We start from the raw sequence: 17,628 nt of genomic DNA on the forward strand, positions 1-17,628 counted from the left end.
AAAATCTGGAAGTAGCGATACCTTTGGTGGGCTACGCCAACGCATCCACACTTAATTTGCCGTTTATTTTATACTGTCAACAGCTAGCTATTGGTTTAAACAGCACAAGCGTTTGCTTTTTTGCCAAATTACAACTGCAAGAGAGTAACATAATCACGGTTTATCCATTATTACAAGGGTACATGACAGAAAAACATGAGCCGTGTCTCATCTGTGAGCGTGTCACACTCTGGAGAAACGGTCAGAATCCCTACTTTATCCACGAATTCGAGCATTCAATCTTTGTGATTGGCGATCATCAGTTTCATCGCGGATACTCTCTCATCCTTCTAAAAAAACATATTAGAGAGTTGCATGAACTTCCCCCACTTATCCAGTCCGCCTTATTTCAAGAGGTGATGTTGGCAGGACAAGCTATTGTTAACGCTTTTAGTCCGTGGAAAATGAATTATGCCTGTTATGGAAATGGTGAGCCACATATTCATTGGCATCTCTTCCCCCGTTACGAGTCTGATCCAGATCGCAAGGCTAATCCGTGGCGTAATGTATCAGAGTTCAAACATCATCTGATTAGTTCTCAAACAGCCCAGAATCTAAGAGAAAAAGTCACAGAGCATTTATCGTTACTGATTACGAGATGAAATTTGGCAGCGAGGGCTTAAATTAATTTCATTGCTCCTACCACAAAGTACAAATTCCTCTAAATCTCAATAACCTGCAAACAGCAGATATCCCCTGTGAATTATGACTAGTATTTCTGCATCACCAATCAAGCTGCATCGCCATCGAGAGCAATTTCCGGCTTTAGCAAATAAGACTTATTTCAATTATGGCGGACAAGGGCCAATGCCCCAAAGGGCAATGGATGCTATGACCGAAACTCAAGCTTATGTTCAAAAAATCGGCCCCTTTGGGAATGAGGCGTATAGCTGGATAGCACCCCAAACTCAAGCAGCAAGAGAAGCGATCGCTTTGGAGTTAAATGCACCAAGCCAAACAATTACTCTCACTCAAAATGTCACTGTTGGCTGTAATATCGCTATGTGGGGCATTGAGTGGCAAGCTGGCGACCACATGCTGCTCTCAGACTGCGAACATCCAGGTGTAATTGCGACAGCGCAAGAAATCTCACGCAGATTCGCTGTAGAAGTTACTACCTGTCCCCTAAAAGCGACTTTAAATGAGGGCGACCCTGTAACAGTAATTGCCCAGCACTTGCGCCCCAATACCCGCCTAGTGATATTGAGTCATGTTTTCTGGAATACTGGTCAAGTTTTACCTCTTGATAAAATTGCCGAAGTATGTAGGAATAATCATTCTGCACTATTAATAGATGCTGCTCAATCTGCTGGTTTGTTACCTTTAAACTTGACTGAATTGGGAGTAGATTTTTATGCTTTCACTGGTCACAAATGGTTATGTGGCCCTGCGGGTGCTGGTGGTTTGTATGTTCGACCAGAAGCACGAGAAAGTTTGAAACCTACATTTATTGGCTTGAATGGCATTGTTGTGGATAGTCAATCTCAGCCTGTGGATTGGCTTCCAGATGGGCGACGATACGAAGTGTCTACATTAGCTTATCCTTTGTATGTTGGTTTAAAAGAAGCGATCGCAATTCATCAGCAATGGGGAACGTCACAGGAACGTTACGAGCAAATTTGCCACAACAGTGACTACCTCTGGCGACAATTGACGGCGTTACCTGATATTAAATGTTTGCGAACTTCCCCACCTGAAAGCGGTATAATCTCCTTCCAACTTGCAAATAATCAGCCCCAAGCTAATTTGAAGTTGGTGCAATTTTTAGACTCACAAAGGATATTAACTCGGACAATTGCCGATCCTAGTTGTATACGGGTTACCGTCCATTACTTTACTTTAGAATCGGAAATCGACCTATTGGTTGAGGCAATTCAAAGTTTTTGCAAGATTAATTAAAAGTTAGGAGTTATAAATTATCAGAGTGAAAATTAGAATTTTCACTCCTAACTCTGCCAATTTTAGATTTTGGATTGAAGTAAAAATCTAAAATCTAAAATCTAAAATCCAAAATGTGAATAATTTCTAACTTTAAAATGGAACGCCCAATCTTATACTTAGCCATAACTAACCACGGCTTTGGTCATGCTACCCGCACGGCTTCTGTAGCTGCGACAATTCAAAAATTATGCCCAGAAGTTCTACTAATTCTGGTGAGTACTGCCCCACGCTGGTTGCTAGAGTGCTATATACAAGGCGATTTTATCTATCGTCCCCGTGCATTTGATTTGGGTGTGGTGCAAACGGATAGTTTGACAATGGATAAAGCAGCGACTTTAGAAAAGTTGCTCGATATTAAGAAGCATCAAAATTCGCTGATTGCTTCGGAAGTAAATTTTATCCGCCAAAATCGCGTTAATCTCATCTTGGCAGATATTCCTTTCCTAGCTCCTGGGTTTGCCAAAGCTGCAAATATTCCCTGCTGGATGATGAGTAACTTTGGCTGGGACTTTATCTACCGAGATTGGGGAGGCGAATTTACCGCAGTTGCAGATTGGATTAGTGATGGGTACTCAAAGTGCGATCGCTTGTTTCGTCTCCCCTTCCATGAACCAATGCCAGCTTTTAACAATATCACAGATGTCGGCTTAACAGGCGGTTCCCCTCGTTACTCTGCTGATGATTTACGTTCTCTTTGGGGAATAACTGCACCAGTCGAAAAAACTATTTTGTTGACCTTTGGTGGCTTGGGTTTACAGCAAATCCCCTACGATAATCTGCGTCTATTCCCCGATTGGCAATTTATTGTCTTTGATCAATCTGCTCCTGATTTACCTAATTTAGTGAAAATTGATGACCGCAAATACCGCCCTGTAGATTTTATGCCTATTTGTGCGCGAGTCGTCTCTAAACCTGGTTACAGTACTTTTTCTGAAGCCACATTATTAGGAGTACCGATTGTTACTATACCGCGTGAGGATTTTGCCGAAGCAGCTTTTCTAGTAGAAGGCATAACTAATTATAATCAGCATCAAATCATTACCCCATCTGACTTTTTTCAAGGGGATTGGGATTTTCTCCATGAGTTACCTCAACCACCAAAGCAATCTCAACCAATTGCTAAAGATGGTAATGAAGCGATCGCTAAAGCTGTTATTAATTATTTGCAGACGAAATAAAGTTATTCAAAATACAATCAATTAATAATGGAATCTCCAACAATAGATAAAGAAACTTTAGAATTGGCCGCCCAAGATGTACGTCGAGTGATTGAAAGGCAAAAAGAAGAACGGCAGATTTTAATCACCCAAATGAACATTCTATTTGTGACAAACAGCGCCATACTAAGTTTTCTAACAATATCCAGATTGATTACTATATTTAGTATCTTCAGTGCGTTAGAAATATTGTTATTCTCCATCAATTTTCTGCTACTAATCTGGGCTTTATTACCACGTAAGTTTTTTGTCAGCCCCAATCTCGAAAAAAGCGAAGAAAATGAAGGAAAACTAAAATTTCCAGAGGATTATTTGACGTTTACACCTCAAGAATATAATTTACAGATGTTAGCTGACTTCAGAGAGACTTATAATAATAACCAGAAGCAAGTAGATGATATATCCCTTGCCTTGAAATATGCTACTGGTGTTACCGCTGGAATTGCTGTGGTTTCTTTGTTACATCAAGTAACAGTTTATTTCATTCCTGAACTACAAAAATTATGAATACCAACCAAGATGATACAACATCTTCTAAAAAGAGTGTACAACTACCAGAGCCAAACATAGATAACATTACAGCTTTATCTCACAATCTACCTAATACGCCTATCATCCCCGATGTCATAAAAGAGTCTGTAAATGCGGTGTTAAGCCTCTTTAGAAGAAGACATACTAAGTCAAGCGATCAACCAACGAGAGAACAACAACCAAATCAAGCAGATTGAACTGCTAATTAGATTTTACTGTCATCAATAATTACTGTTTTAAATGAGCCACTACCAAAAGTTACTGAGAATTTCTACTACTGGTAAATCTTTTTACAATATCACTGCCAAAATTGAATCCATAGTTGCAGAATCAGGTGTTGATATTGGTCTTTGTACTTTATTTTTACGCCACACTTCAGCCAGTTTAGTTATCCAAGAAAATGCCGATCCTGATGTTCTTGTGGATCTAGCTGATTTTATGGCAAAACTTGTTCCAGAATCAGGCAAATATATCCATAATGCAGAAGGCCCCGATGATATGCCAGCACACATCCGTACCGCACTCACCCACACTTCTGAACATATTCCCATTAATCGAGGTCATCTTGTACTGGGAACTTGGCAGGGAATTTATATTTGGGAACACCGCCAACGCAGTCATTCAAGAGAATTGGTTGTTCACATTTCTGGATAGATACTTCTCAATTCTCGTTGATTTGAAGTGTCATTTTATAGAGTTTAAATACTCTGTTTATACTGCGAATCAGTATGGTATAATATTATGATCTATGCGGCAATATTTATTACATAATTCTTGCCGTAATAGCTTGATTCATAAAAATTAAACCAGATACATACCAAGTAATATATGTCAATTTGTTAATTTAAAAATTAAGTTTATTTATGATTATTTAATAATATATTTATTTTAATATACACTAATATTTTAGTGTAAGCTGTCTGGGCAACTTCAATTAATATGAAAAAAGAACTAAAACCAAATCCTAATTTTCAATTTCTTGATGAAATTCTTGCCCAGCATTCTGTTAACTTATTGTCACTTAATCCGCACAAGACATTAATTACTAATTTTGCAGAATTGGGAAATTTGATTACTGAACAAAACACCGACATTCAAATTCTTACAACCCTTCAAGAAACTCTCGAAAGCATAGTCTGTACTCAGTTGCAAAACTTCCCAGAAAACATCTTCTGGGATTTTGATTTTCTGGTAAGTAGTATGCTTAGACAGGCTTTAACCGCAGAAGAGGGCGCTGTTCCATTCTTAAAAGTTTTTGGTGAAAAGATGGTTTGTTTGACGGAAATGTTCGGGAATAAAACGGAAATGCGGTTTCGTTATGTTCATGATTTTATGTATGGATTTGATTGGGCAAGATGGGTAAAAAAAGAACCACAAAAACGCTCACATATAGAACCTTTTAGTCTGGTTTTTTTTGATTATTTACTCGCTAAAGGTAAGGAACTTTTACAACGTATTAATCATGATCAAGTAATATCTTATAAACTGTGTGAAACAGGCTACCGTAACCCCTTTACCTTTTCTCGTGAACCAGAAGATGAATATCGTCTGCTAACTTATTTAGCAAAAGAACAACTTATTCCAGTAGCAGCATGGAATTGGAATGCTAGTCCTGTATGGAACAAACCTTTCCAAGAAATGCGCCAGCAATTAGCATTAAAATTAAACATTCAACCACAGAGACATTGATTAGCAATTCAAAATTGCTGAATAACTATAATATGAAAATTGCTGATTTAATTACTTGGTTTGAAGCATGGGCAAATCCAGCTTGGTGTGAAAGTTGGGATAATTGTGGCTGGCAGATTGAGCCGGGAGTTTTGCAGGAAAAAGCACGGGTTTTGGTCTGTTTAACACCGACTTTAGCGGTAATGCAAGAAGCGATCGCTCTTAATGCTAATCTGATATTTGCCCATCACCCCTTGATTTTCAATCCTCTCAAATCTTTACGCACTGGTGAAGCGATCGCAGAAATGGTACGGTTAGCCTTTACCCACAATATTGGTATTTACACTGCTCACACGAATTTCGACCAAGTGCAGGATGGTACGGCTGACGTTTTGGCTCAGATTTTAGAACTCAAAGAAGTTACTCCCATAGTACCTACACAAGGAGGATTAGGATATGGCCGTGTTGGTTTGCTAGAGCCATTTCTGACATTACAGGAACTACTCGCAGCCATTCAAACCAGACTTGCTCCACCTAATTTGATTTTTTCTCCAACCGCTGATTTACAGCAAACAATTTCACGAGTTGCCGTTTTGGGTGGTTCGGGAGCTAGTTACATTTCAGCCGTCGTCAAAACTGGCGCTCAAGCTTATCTGACTTCTGACTGTAAATTCCATCAGTTTCAAGAAAGCCGCGATCGCAATCTCATTTTAATCGATGCTGGGCATTACGCTACCGAACGTCCGGCTTGCGATCGCTTAGTGCAAAAATTCCAAGGCTTAAATTTAGACTGGACGCAATTAAGTAAAAACGATGAAGACTTCCGGCAGTTTTTTGCTTGATCATTTCTAAAAATTTTTATCGAACAGAATTCAGGAGTCAGAATTCAGCTATGTTTTCTGTATGACTGGCGGATAGCGTAGCGGAAAGCGAGTCTTGTCTACGACACGCTACGCGAACGATAGCGGAGCGGTAGCGAGTCTGCGAGCGTCGCGTCTTTATTCTGAATTCTGACTTCTGAATTCTTCTTCAATTTTAATATTCTTAAATCATGTGACTTTCTTGTATTAATGTTGAGATAGTTTGCAAATATTTATACTAGTGAATATATAAATAAACGCAGACAAAGTTCTATTTTTAACCATTCTTGTGATAAAAATCACTAATTACTTGTAATTATAATCACATGATATTCATGTTCCATATCAACTAGTACCAGAGGAAAATGTTCCACACTTGACGTAACAAATTGTTTACTCTGCCCTAATCAAGATGATTCGCACACTCATTGAATCTGCTTTTGAAACTGGATATCTTAGTGTTGAATCTGAGGGTTTACTCCAGCAAGTACTGTCTACTAAATGCTATCAGTCAGAGGATTTGCCTTTCCTTGCAGCCCTATATAATGCAGTTCGCGCAGGTCAAATTAAACGAGAAGCGTCTTCGTCGAGCGTGCTGATGGAATTTCCTCTATCGGTTGAAAGAGGCAGGAGGCAGGAGACAGAATAGCGCAGCAGTAGCGAGTCCGCGAGCGTCGGCAGAAGGCAGGACGCAATAGGGTTCCAGGCAAGAGACGCGATAAATCGCCATCAAGACGAAAGATTAATCCTTGTAGAGACGGCGATTTATCGCGTCTTTGGATCTAGAATTTTCATTAAAAAACCTTAACCGAACCGTATTGCAGCAAGAACTGCCTTTCTTGATAAATCTTGCTGATACTCCCACAAAAGAAACAGAGGGGAATCTTCTCAGAGTACTTACCCTCTGCCCCTTATCTCCATTTGTCTATCTGCCTTTCCTCCGACTCCGTTGCCTTTTTCTTAGTTATAATCGGGCAAAAATCTTAAAAACTCAAAACTCTTTGAGTGTTGTTGTTGAAAAGCATCAAGGTCAGCAAGAGAATGAGTTAAGATCAGATACAAGTGGGTAAAAGTAAAACCAAGTCCCCGGACTTCCCAGTAATGCCAATGACTAAAAGTAGGCAAATTAAACAACCGCAATCAACGATTGTTTTGGAGTATTCTTTATTACATAATGGTAGGAATGACTCACCAACAAATATGAACCTGGTTAGGACAGGTGCCGAATTGTTTGACTTCTATGAAGCAGACATTCCCTAAAATCAGCCAAAGGGAGATTAAGTTCATTGGGAGAACAACCATTGATTGATGACCAAAGATTTCCCGATATTTTGACAACTACAAGCAAGTCTTGGGATTAGGTCATAAACTCTACTTGTTGTTCTCAACAGTGAAATTAACCTCTTAAAGGTGTAATGTAATGGGGTAGAACCCAGATTTTGACAGGTTTAACTACGTTGTTTAAAAAGGCAGAAACAATACATGCTACACCGCAAGATTTATCAACTGTGTTGCGATGGGCGCGAGGTATGTGTTTTCTTGCGGGACCAGCAACGCTGGATTGAACGCGCCCGCATCATAGACATAGAGGGAGATTTAGTGACCCTACGCTATGAAACAGAAGAAGAAGACGAAGTTTGTTCTTGGGAAGAAATGGTTCGCCTCGAGAGCATTGGTGCTGTAACGCAAAAATTGGCTTCAGTACCACGCGGGAATGTGGAACCTTTGATGACTGAAGATTGTCCCGAAGCTGAACGCATTCATAACCGCTACACTGACTCGAATCCAGAATAATTAATCAGTGCTGAGTGCTGAGGGTCGAGTGCTGAGTAATAAATCCTAACTCAGAACTCAGAACTCAGGACTCAGGACTAGATAAACGTTCAAAGGCAGGACAGTAACCTTCAAGAGTTACCTTGAAGTTAAACAGCGGGGAAGCTGGGTTCCAACACCGCTGCCCTCTTTGGTGTCGGCAAGTACCACAACAGTCTACATCTGTCCATGTATAGCGATCGCTGTTTTGGCTGAGTAGTTCTCGTTGAGACAATCCCCTTAATACTAGTTCTTCCCCTTGCCAACGAGCTTCGATTAACCCAGTATCAGCAAATTGCCGCCAACGCGGATCAGCAGTAATCACATCAGGTAGGGTGATTGTGATTACTGTTCCCAACTCCGTCAGTTCGCCTTCGTAGTTAGTTTCTGGCGCTGCCGGTTGCAAAAATGTATCGCCAATCAGCAATTCTACTAAAGTGTTAGCTGCTGGTGAATGTACATGGTAACGGTTTTGCAACTCTTCTAAGCTAGTCAGGTCTGCTAAATAAGCAGGAGAACCGTGGACAAAAATCACGTGCTGGGGTCGCAAGTTATGAATTAGCTGCGTAGTACCAGGGCCATCACTATGTTGAGCTAAAAGATAGGTTTCGACGGTGGTGGGTGCTAAATATTCTTTGTTAACTTTTATATCAATTTTTTCTGGTAACAGGATCAGCCAAGGGCCGGTGTCTAGTTGGCAATGTTCACCTAAATCAGATGTAGAGTCAGTGAGGACTATACAAGGTGACTTGCCCACAGTGGAACGATGTTCCGGTTGTAAACGACGCACGCGGGGACGTACCCGTTCATCCCAAAACAAAGGTTGATGGCGGGCGAAGTTCTGCACCGATGGGGGAAGGTGGGGTAGCAGTTCTAGGTAGGCATCACACCCAGTCGCAACAGCACCATCTACCCAGATATCTAAATCTCGTCCGGTGAAATGGTGATGCGATCGCAAGAGCATTAATAGTTCTTGACCCAATCCTAAAGCAGGAGTAGGAAGGATTACAGAACAATGATCAGCGATCGCCCGATTAATTCGCTCTGCTAGTTGATTTTCTTGGTTACGACGGTGAGGATGACGGGATGTGCCATAACTACCTTCAATGATTAGCACATCCAAGTCTAAGCCCCGCAGTTCCTCTAAACGCAAACCTTCTACCAGGCGGGAGTTGGACAGGAAAAAGTCCCCTGTATAGAGTAGCTTGTAAATACGCTGCTGAGTGGTGTAGGTAAGTAGAATTGCCACTGCCCCTGGTAGATGCCCTGCGGGAAATAATTCTGCCACCAAACCTTCTTGGAATTCTACAGGCGATCGCAACGGCAAGGCATGACAAAATTGGGAAATTTCTTGAGGATCTTGGTCTAGCCAATTCAACGGCAGTAACTTGCTAGTCACCTCACTACCATAAATAGGTAACTTGGGAAAAGCTTTATGCAGTGCCAGTAAGCCTCTAGAGTGATCTGGGTGGGCATGACTAATCAAAACTAAATCCGCTGGTAAGGGCGAATTAGCTCCACGTACTGACTTATTAAGCCCCTTAGCCAGCGATGAAATATCTTCCAAACCACAATCCAACAGAATGCGGTGTGGGCCCATTTTCACCAATAAACACACGCCCTCATTGTCATGCTGGACACTATAGGGGAAACATTCTAATTCACTACCCGCTTCCGCAGCATCTACGCGAGAGGATGCCGACAGATTATCCCTCATGCTCTCCTCCCCTCAAACCTCATCATCATGGACATATCCCAAAAGCCAAAAGTTACATACACAAATTTTGGTTTTGTGACTTAGGGGTAAGTTTTATCGTGCGCCCCTACACCCTGAGAATACAGATTTTTGATTGGGGAGGACGCCTCCACCGAACCCGCACTGGTTCGGAAAGGTGGGCTAACGAGAAGCCGTCAAACTAGGAACTCAAGGAGTTTGCCTCTGTGTATTTTCCCTTTGCAAGTTTTGAGCGCTTTCAGCCAACTCTCCCTTTGGGAAGTCACCCAAGCGCCTACAGATTTATCTCAATGTGCGGAGCCATTGCCGTGATAGTTATCTGAATCATAAAATCCATTTTTCGTACCAAAAAATAAGCACGAAAGCGTGAAGATAACCGTTAATCCAGCTAGAATCAGCTTTACATCCATTTGTTTGCCGCCCCTTACTCAAGACTTTCCTATATTAATTTAGTGCTTCCGCAATCAAACGGAATCACTAGAAAATCTTTACTATGCTTATGTGGATTGGACAATAGGTAAATTTACCGCAATCAGTCAGATTGTAGAACCTTTCGGTTCACCTGTCTATCCATCTAGATGTGAAGCAATATAACAGCGATGTCTACGGCAGGCTACGCCTACGCAATCCTCTACAGTCCGTAAAAATCCTCATCTAGAATAGGCGTCACCAGAAAATAATGATGCGTTACCTGAAACTCTTGTAGAAACCTTACATTTAAGTTTTCTACAAGGGTTTCCACTCCTATGTCTAGGTCTGCTCAATCGAAAAAGGAAAAACCGTGGGATACTCACTCTCCTCCGGCATCCGAACCCCAAACTTATTCAATTAGATGTCAAAAAATGAGTGAACGGACAATTTAATAAATAATTTTATAATTCTTAACCCAATATAAACTTATTCAATAAATTATTTCTGCTAATTAAACTAGATGTCAAAAAATGAGGGAATAGACATTTAAGTAAACAATTTTATAACCCTTAACCCGCTCTAAGCTTATTCAATAACCTACTTCTGCTAAAGTCATAAAAACTTCAGCATCATTAATATATGTTAATTGTTGGTACTCGCTTTGATGATGTCCTAACTGGTACTTCTTTGGATGATATTGTGCTTGGTCTTGCGGGAAATGATCGCATTATCGGTAGCATCGGCAATGACACACTTGTAGGAGGATCTGAAACAGATACAGCTGACTACAGCGAATTAGGTCAGGCTGTGACTCTAGAAGCTGCTGGTGTTGTCAACAAAGGTAAATCTGGTAAAGATCAGCTATTAGAGATAGAAACTATCATTGGGGCAAAAGGACAAGCCAATGCTATTGATGGTTCTATAGGCACAGCAACAACATCATTGAATGTCAACCTGTCAACCAATAGTCTGATTGTCAATGGTGTTCCAGGATTGGGTACTTTGACTTTTAAAGTTCAGAACTTTGTCAACGTCACTGGCACTTCACAAAATGACACCATTATCGGTGATTCAGCCAATAATTTGCTCGAAGGTGAAAAGGGCAATGATGAAATCTTGGGAGGTAATGGCAATGATACTGTACGCGGTGGTGATGGTAATGATGTGATTGGTGGAGGCAGCAAAGGTGTTATCTTTGCCTCTCGCCTTGGAGATGGGAACGATATTGTAGAAGGTGGTAGCGGTGATGACATCTTAATTGGAGGAACTGGTAATGACCTCATAGACGGAGGTATCGGAATTGATACGGCTGACTATAGCGGATTGGGTAATGCTATTAGCCTCGAAGCCGTTGGTATCGTGAATAAGGAGGGTATATCTGGTAAAGATCAGCTATTAGAGATAGAAACTATCATTGGGGCAAAAGGACAAGCCAATGCTATTGATGGTTCTATAGGCACAGCAACAACATCATTGAATGTCAACCTGTCAACCAATAGTCTGATTGTCAATGGTGTTCCAGGATTGGGTACTTTGACTTTTAAAGTTCAGAACTTTGTCAACGTCACTGGCACTTCACAAAATGACACCATTATCGGTAATTTAGCCAATAACTTGCTCGAAGGTGGAAAGGGTAATGACCAACTCTCAGGTCTTGATGGTAAAGATACTTTAGTTGGTGTTGATACTGCAAGTGTTCAACCAGGGATAAAGGAGATAGATATCCTAACAGGTGGTGCAGATCCAGACACATTTGTGATTGGAGATGAAAAAAATCCTTACTATGTGGGAGGTGGAGGATTTTTCGGTCTTAATGACTTTGCTTTTATCGGAGATTTTCAGACAGGACAAGATAAAATCCAACTGAAAAAACTTGAAAACTATATTTTTGGTAGCAACTACATTGCTATTGGCTCTCCATTTGGGTCAATCACGAACGATACATTGAGCAGTGAAGACATAAACGACCCTCAGTTAGAGTCGACTGTTAACGAGATTATTAAAAACAATGGCTCTAAAAATTCCTTGAGTCTTGGTGTTTCGTTAGATACAACAGAAAACAGCACTGACTCTTCTGTGATTTTACCTCGTTTTGATGTGATCACAATCCTCGCCAATAACTATAGCCTGAGCGATATTCAATTTGTCTAAAACACTTAAATTTGGAAGTTTACTGTAATAGACATCTGGTAAAAAAGAATGTAGAGACTTAGCACTGCTACGTCTCTACAAGGATTTCAGGTAACGCATAATTAACTCCACGAGATATTTTTTATTATGGGTGCGGTGGTTCTTTACCAAAGCCATAGCGCAGTCATCCATACATAATCTAAGTTTGGAAGTTGTCGATGTAGCTAAATTTTACTGGTACTATCACCAGTCTCAGCAGGGTGGTAGTTGTGAAACCGCCAATTATGGGCGGTTTTCACATGAAACATTTTTATCACTCACAGTTCCACCTCCACTCTGTCTATGCATATCAATCTTGGTTTTTTCTTAAGAAAACTTGAAGTTTATTTACTTCTATCAACTATGAGGCATTTAATAGTAAACTCTTTCAGATGCAATTGTATAGAATACTACGATTCTACTAAGAGTAATTACTAACAAAAAAAGCTTCAAAATTTTATGTAGATTAAGCTACTCTAGGTCACACACTAGATGTATTTAGATCACCGCCAACCAAGGCTTAGATATGAAAAACTGATAAAGCGAATCTAGATTTATCTAATTAAAATCTAAAATATTTATGTGCTTTTCTACACGAGAAGATTATTTTTTATACGCAACCCATAATTACTCTACAGCCTTTGTGTTGCCAGAAAGTCATCTATTACCATGTAATCCAGGTATAGGTTAAGCTAGCGTCCACAGCTACACGTGAGTTACAAAGGAGCAAACTCCATTGCTCTAAATTCCAGTAAGGGTGGCCCTGATTATGGAATTTTTAAATCAATCAAATCAATAAATAATTGGTATTTACCAGAGTAACCAGATATGTTCAATGCCACTGAAATTTTAATTGATGCCTTTGTAAATGAAATTCGAGATGGTTACCGTCGCACTTATGGCTGCTTCAAAAATGATTATCAAGACATTATCGCCTGGGCTGGTAACATGGCTTTGGAAAATATCGCCAATAGCGACGCCCTTTACCACAATGTTGAACACACTGTCCTTGTCACCCTAGTAGGGCAAGAAATCTTACGTGGCAAACACATTAGGGAAGGCGGCGTTTCCAGTGAAGATTGGTTACATTGTATCATTTCTTTAGTGAGTCATGATATTGGCTACGTTAAGGGAGTTTGCCGACAAGACCGAGAAGCAGCAGGCTTATATGCCACAGGTAAAAATGGCAAAATGATTTCTGTAGCTCCTGGCGCTTCTGATGCCAGTCTGACGCCGTATCATGTTGATAGAGCCAAGCTCTTTATTGATGAGCGTTTTGGAGGTCACAAGTTAATAGATGCTGAGGCAATTAAGAGCAATATTGAATTAACTCGATTTCCCGTGCCTGCGGCAGAAGATCATCAAGATACAAAGTGCTTTGCAGGATTAGTCCGGGCTGCTGATTTGATTGGTCAACTAAGTGACCCACGTTACCTAAAGAAAATTACGTCTTTATTTTACGAATTTGAAGAAACTGGTGTAAATAAAGTTTTGGGCTATAAAACTCCTGCCGATTTACGTAATAACTACGCTAAGTTTTACTGGAATGGCGTCTATCCGTATATCCAAGAGGGACTGCATTACCTATCACTGACACAGCAGGGAAAACAAATTCTCGCTAATCTCTACTCAAACGTGTTTGTTGTGGAACATGAAAAACAACAGGAAGAACAGCAGAGGTATTTGGAGAAGTTAGCAGTTAAGAGTTAGGAGAGACGCGATTAATCGCGTCTGTACAAGAGTTGGGAGTTGAAAATTATTAATGATGAGTTATGAACTAAGATAAAACTTTAATAACTCATAACTCATAACTTATAACTCCTAACTACTATGGATTGGTGGCGACGACTGAAGAAAAATCCTTTGGCACGATTTGGGGCAATTTTGCTGTTAATTTTTTACATAGCAGTAATTGCAGCTGATTTCGTAGCTCCTTATGACCCCTATGCTTCACAGCCTAATGGTTCACTGCTACCACCAACTAAGATCCACTGGGTTTCTCAGTCAGGGCAGTTTATCGGGCCCCATGTTTTTCCGACGACTCAGGGAGATACTAATTTAGAAACAGGCGATCGCAAACTCATTGTAGACTTCAAAAATCCATCACCTCTGCGTCTATTTGTCTCCGGGCCAGAATACCGATTGTTACAGATGAGTTTGCCATTACCGCCGAAGTGGGATGAAGTCACGATCTTTCCTGGTATCCCCTTAAATTGGCATTTATTTGGGACAACAAGTGGCACAAAAGTCAACATATTGGGCACTGATGACCAAGGGCGTGACCAATTCAGTCGCCTCCTGCATGGCGGTCGCATCAGTATGTTTATCGGGATTTTTGGCATTATCATTACCTATCCCCTTGGTTTGCTCATCGGGGGAATTTCTGGCTATTTCGGCGGTGTAACTGATAGCCTGATTATGCGCTTGGCAGAAGTGCTAATGACTTTCCCTAGTATTTATCTTTTGGTGACATTGGGCGCAGTCTTACCAGCGGGTTTAAGTAGTACCCAGCGCTTTTTGCTAATTGTGGTGATTACTTCGGTTATTAGCTGGGCTGGTTTAGCACGGGTCATTCGCGGACAGGTATTATCACTTAAAGAGCGAGAATTTGTCCAAGCAGCGCGGGCAATGGGTGCGAACCCACTTTATATCATCCTCCGCCACGTTTTGCCGCAAACAGCTAGTTATGTAGTTATCTCTGCGACTCTTGCAATTCCCAGCTTTATTGGTGCAGAGGCGATATTGAGTCTCATCGGCTTGGGCATTCAGCAACCAGACCCATCTTGGGGAAATATGCTTTCTCTGGCTAGCAATGCTTCCATTTTGGTATTGCAACCTTGGTTAATCTGGCCGCCGGCTGTGCTGATTATTCTCACAGTGCTGGCATTCAACTTACTCGGTGATGGGCTGAGAGATGCACTTGATCCTCGTAGTTTGAGGAGATAAGCGTTTAGAATAGCAAATGCGATCGCCGAAGTAACAAATGCGATCGCCAAAATAACAAATGCGATCGCCAAAATAACAAATGCGAACTCCGAAATAACAAATGCGATCGCAGAAGTAGCAAATGCGAACCCCAAAATAACAAATGCGAACTCCGAAATAACAAATGCGATCGCCGAAGTAACAAATGCGATCGCTGAAATAGCAAATGCGAACCCCAAAATAACAAATGCGAACTCCGAAATAACAAATGCGATCGCTCGTACTCTACTGCTGCAAAACCCAACGGCGAAAAAGTTCTACCATAATCCGCCAGCTTTCCTGAGTTTCCTCAACGACATCATGACGCTTCAGAGTATTCAGCGCTTCCTGTAAATCAGCGTCATTCATACCTGTAGACTGAGCTAAAGCATCCAGACTTAGCCCTTCTGGGTGAGGTGCAAGCACTTGTACAATTGCTTGTTGACCCTCAGCACCCCGCGCCGCCTGACCCCAAACCCCATCAAAATAGTAGCGTCCTCGCTTGAAAAACTCAGGGTCATTGATAACTGCTTCCACATCTTCTACAGTGAAAACTGGGTCACGCGATCGCCCTTGCTCAAAAACAAAGTCATTGTAGCCACGCACTAGCTGAAAACCCAGTAGTTGCACTAAATATGGTTGGCCGTGTGTCAAAGCATAAATTTCATCTAAAGCTTCCGGGATGTAGTCGAGGAGGAAGTCTTCATTATCTGGGTTAGCAAGAATTTGGCGAGTAGCTGCACGTTCTTGAAAGCCTACATGAATAGGAATGACGCTGGCAAAGAAGGGTTGAAAATAATCTGCTGTCATTTCTTCTAAAGTGTGCAAACCAGCAAAGGCAAAGGCGATTTTAGAACTCATTTGCACCAAACCGCGCAGAAAACCCATAAAATCGATAGGGATTTTTCCCGCTTCTATTAAATCTTCAATTTTCTCGAATTCGTCTAAGGCGATGATTAACCCACCGTCTAGCTTTGCTTCAACCTGTTTCAAATAACGTTCAAAAGTCCGGTAGGGAAGATTAAGCAAATCAGCGTCAGTTGGTGGTGGAAGTTTTACAGTTTGAGAAATTTCATCACAAATTGCCATTAGTACTTCACCCACACCTTGGGGGCTATCTCCCAAACGTAGCAAGTTAACATAAGCTAGCTGTATTTGCGAGCCTAGACAATTAGCAGCGTTAACCAGAATAGAAGTTTTGCCCATGCGCCTATGACCGTAGAGAACTATAGACTGGAGTTGATTACCCATCACCCAGAGTTCTTCTAACTGTCTGATGATATCTTCTCGCCCAATAAAGAGATGACCTTGAACGGGGTCGCCTACAACATAAGGATTAACCACAGGCTTGGTGATGGAAATCTCTCCCACTTCACCAGCGATTTGTAAAAGGCTTTCTTTCCAAGTTTCAGCGATATCTATGATTAACCCTTGCTCTGCTTGCGGCAAGGTGTTGGCTTGATTTAGGATGTTTGTCAGTTCGCCTAATGCTCGATTGAGAGCTAAAGACCTTGCTGAACGTGAGACGCTGCGATTAACAAACTGCACATCCTCAACAACTCGACGCAGATTATTAAGGACTTTCCAGGTAATTGGACGTAAAAGCGGTTCCTGGGGAAAAGGAGGAACTTGAATAGCTGCAATAGAGGCTGGTTTTTGAGCTTTATCAAACGCCGCTAAAGTTTGGGCAAGGGTATACATTTCCTCACCGTAAAGTAGAGAACGCACTACTGTAAAAGCCTCCATTGCTTTGGCTGGCTCATATTCATGCAGATGCCAGAAGCCAGCAGAAGCGGCACGGGCAGGAGTATCTAAGCGAGTGTCTGTATTAAAACGAGCCTGTAAACCTTCTCGCCAAGAACGAGGCAAGAAAAAGAACCAGGGGTAGGATAAGAAATCTTTGATAAACGTTGATTTTAGGGTTTCATCTAGAGAAGCTGAGGCAAAATGTACTATATTCCAATCAAAGGGATTTGCCGCCAGTCGAGAGACAGTCCAAATAATTTGGTCTGAAGGGATTTTGGCAAGTACCTTATTGACTGCTTGGACAACGGGAATAAATTGTAGGGTATATGCCAGTAGTTCATTGGTATTATGTAAACCTTTTTCCCAATCATCTTGCAACCAATTTTGCAAGCGCCAGACAAGATTAGGAAGGGGAAGCGGAGTAATGCGGGGGAGTAGCCAACTACTGTTTTGAATAGTTCGCAAGTTTAAAGGTGAGCCAATAAGCCAGATTTCTGGACGCAGCACCGCCACACCGAACGCCACGCCGAACGCC

Annotated in this window: 16 protein-coding genes; 13 read left to right on the top strand and 3 right to left on the bottom strand. The window is 41.3% G+C overall.

Features of this window, described 5'->3' with window-relative positions:
- The first annotated feature begins 182 nt into the window (after positions 1–182).
- The 10 genes from RRG12_RS18405 (at position 183) to RRG12_RS18450 (ending at position 8,050) form a co-directional block, all read left to right on the top strand.
- The gene (locus tag RRG12_RS18405) at positions 183–641 is read left to right on the top strand and encodes an HIT family protein (RefSeq protein ID WP_420760267.1); all 459 of its coding nucleotides are present in this window, start codon (positions 183–185) and stop codon (positions 639–641) included.
- Between the two features lie 103 nt (positions 642–744).
- Positions 745–1,938, top strand: a complete 1,194-nt coding sequence (locus RRG12_RS18410) for an aminotransferase class V-fold PLP-dependent enzyme (protein ID WP_420760268.1) — start codon at positions 745–747, stop codon at positions 1,936–1,938.
- A 137-nt stretch (positions 1,939–2,075) separates the two neighbouring features.
- The gene (locus tag RRG12_RS18415; protein WP_420760269.1) at positions 2,076–3,158 is read left to right on the top strand and encodes a glycosyl transferase; all 1,083 of its coding nucleotides are present in this window, start codon (positions 2,076–2,078) and stop codon (positions 3,156–3,158) included.
- Positions 3,159–3,185: 27 nt separating this feature from the next.
- On the top strand, positions 3,186–3,704 hold the full coding sequence (locus RRG12_RS18420; RefSeq protein ID WP_420760270.1) for a hypothetical protein: 519 nt from the start codon (positions 3,186–3,188) through the stop codon (positions 3,702–3,704).
- A complete protein-coding gene (locus RRG12_RS18425) occupies positions 3,701–3,925 on the top strand; it encodes a hypothetical protein (RefSeq protein WP_420760271.1) in 225 nt (74 codons plus the stop codon). The genes RRG12_RS18420 and RRG12_RS18425 overlap by 4 nt, the downstream gene beginning before the upstream one ends.
- Positions 3,926–3,968: 43 nt before the next feature.
- The gene (locus tag RRG12_RS18430) at positions 3,969–4,382 is read left to right on the top strand and encodes a secondary thiamine-phosphate synthase enzyme YjbQ (protein ID WP_069069673.1); all 414 of its coding nucleotides are present in this window, start codon (positions 3,969–3,971) and stop codon (positions 4,380–4,382) included.
- 285 nt (positions 4,383–4,667) lie between these two features.
- Positions 4,668–5,417: a hypothetical protein gene (locus RRG12_RS18435; protein WP_420760272.1), complete on the top strand. Its 750-nt coding sequence runs from the start codon at positions 4,668–4,670 to the stop codon at positions 5,415–5,417.
- A 32-nt stretch (positions 5,418–5,449) separates the two neighbouring features.
- Positions 5,450–6,238, top strand: a complete 789-nt coding sequence (locus tag RRG12_RS18440; protein WP_420760273.1) for a Nif3-like dinuclear metal center hexameric protein — start codon at positions 5,450–5,452, stop codon at positions 6,236–6,238.
- Between the two features lie 430 nt (positions 6,239–6,668).
- Positions 6,669–6,905 carry a hypothetical protein gene (locus RRG12_RS18445; protein WP_069069670.1) on the top strand — a complete coding sequence of 79 codons (237 nt, stop codon included), beginning with the start codon at positions 6,669–6,671 and terminating at the stop codon, positions 6,903–6,905.
- Between the two features lie 833 nt (positions 6,906–7,738).
- Positions 7,739–8,050 (top strand): DUF6679 family protein, encoded by a 312-nt coding sequence (locus RRG12_RS18450; RefSeq protein WP_012408115.1) that lies wholly within the window; start codon positions 7,739–7,741, stop codon positions 8,048–8,050.
- A 64-nt stretch (positions 8,051–8,114) separates the two neighbouring features.
- Here RRG12_RS18450 and RRG12_RS18455 read toward each other — a convergent pair whose 3' ends face one another.
- Positions 8,115–9,785, bottom strand: coding sequence for an MBL fold metallo-hydrolase (locus RRG12_RS18455; protein WP_420760274.1), 1,671 nt, complete (start codon positions 9,783–9,785; stop codon positions 8,115–8,117).
- Between the two features lie 1,068 nt (positions 9,786–10,853).
- On the opposite strand from RRG12_RS18455, the gene RRG12_RS18460 reads away from it, so the two are divergent.
- The 3 genes from RRG12_RS18460 (at position 10,854) to RRG12_RS18470 (ending at position 15,329) form a co-directional block, all read left to right on the top strand.
- Positions 10,854–12,365, top strand: a complete 1,512-nt coding sequence (locus RRG12_RS18460; protein ID WP_420760275.1) for a calcium-binding protein — start codon at positions 10,854–10,856, stop codon at positions 12,363–12,365.
- Positions 12,366–13,211: 846 nt separating this feature from the next.
- Positions 13,212–14,093, top strand: coding sequence for an Npun_R2479 family HD domain-containing metalloprotein (locus tag RRG12_RS18465; protein ID WP_069069666.1), 882 nt, complete (start codon positions 13,212–13,214; stop codon positions 14,091–14,093).
- A gap of 120 nt (positions 14,094–14,213) precedes the next feature.
- Positions 14,214–15,329, top strand: a complete 1,116-nt coding sequence (locus RRG12_RS18470; protein ID WP_069069665.1) for an ABC transporter permease — start codon at positions 14,214–14,216, stop codon at positions 15,327–15,329.
- A gap of 4 nt (positions 15,330–15,333) precedes the next feature.
- Here RRG12_RS18470 and RRG12_RS18475 read toward each other — a convergent pair whose 3' ends face one another.
- Together RRG12_RS18475 and RRG12_RS18480 are read right to left on the bottom strand one after the other, a co-directional pair.
- Positions 15,334–15,612, bottom strand: coding sequence for a hypothetical protein (locus RRG12_RS18475; RefSeq protein WP_420760276.1), 279 nt, complete (start codon positions 15,610–15,612; stop codon positions 15,334–15,336).
- The coding region (locus RRG12_RS18480) for an AAA family ATPase (RefSeq protein WP_420760277.1) at positions 15,594–17,628 on the bottom strand (2,035 nt) is incomplete at its 5' end. The genes RRG12_RS18475 and RRG12_RS18480, both read right to left, overlap by 19 nt.

The sequence above is a fragment of the Nostoc sp. CALU 546 genome (assembly GCF_048836525.1).

Bases quoted from the DNA above. Each gene is read 5' to 3' on its own strand.
- RRG12_RS18405 (WP_420760267.1), top strand. From the start codon at position 183: ATGACAGAAAAACATGAGCCGTGTCTCATCTGTGAGCGTGTCACACTC.
- RRG12_RS18410 (WP_420760268.1), top strand. From the start codon at position 745: ATGACTAGTATTTCTGCATCACCAATCAAGCTGCATCGCCATCGAGAG.
- RRG12_RS18415 (WP_420760269.1), top strand. From the start codon at position 2,076: ATGGAACGCCCAATCTTATACTTAGCCATAACTAACCACGGCTTTGGT.
- RRG12_RS18420 (WP_420760270.1), top strand. From the start codon at position 3,186: ATGGAATCTCCAACAATAGATAAAGAAACTTTAGAATTGGCCGCCCAA.
- RRG12_RS18425 (WP_420760271.1), top strand. From the start codon at position 3,701: ATGAATACCAACCAAGATGATACAACATCTTCTAAAAAGAGTGTACAA.
- RRG12_RS18430 (WP_069069673.1), top strand. From the start codon at position 3,969: ATGAGCCACTACCAAAAGTTACTGAGAATTTCTACTACTGGTAAATCT.
- RRG12_RS18435 (WP_420760272.1), top strand. From the start codon at position 4,668: ATGAAAAAAGAACTAAAACCAAATCCTAATTTTCAATTTCTTGATGAA.
- RRG12_RS18440 (WP_420760273.1), top strand. From the start codon at position 5,450: ATGAAAATTGCTGATTTAATTACTTGGTTTGAAGCATGGGCAAATCCA.
- RRG12_RS18445 (WP_069069670.1), top strand. From the start codon at position 6,669: ATGATTCGCACACTCATTGAATCTGCTTTTGAAACTGGATATCTTAGT.
- RRG12_RS18450 (WP_012408115.1), top strand. From the start codon at position 7,739: ATGCTACACCGCAAGATTTATCAACTGTGTTGCGATGGGCGCGAGGTA.
- RRG12_RS18455 (WP_420760274.1), bottom strand. From the start codon at position 9,785: ATGAGGGATAATCTGTCGGCATCCTCTCGCGTAGATGCTGCGGAAGCG.
- RRG12_RS18460 (WP_420760275.1), top strand. From the start codon at position 10,854: ATGTTAATTGTTGGTACTCGCTTTGATGATGTCCTAACTGGTACTTCT.
- RRG12_RS18465 (WP_069069666.1), top strand. From the start codon at position 13,212: ATGTTCAATGCCACTGAAATTTTAATTGATGCCTTTGTAAATGAAATT.
- RRG12_RS18470 (WP_069069665.1), top strand. From the start codon at position 14,214: ATGGATTGGTGGCGACGACTGAAGAAAAATCCTTTGGCACGATTTGGG.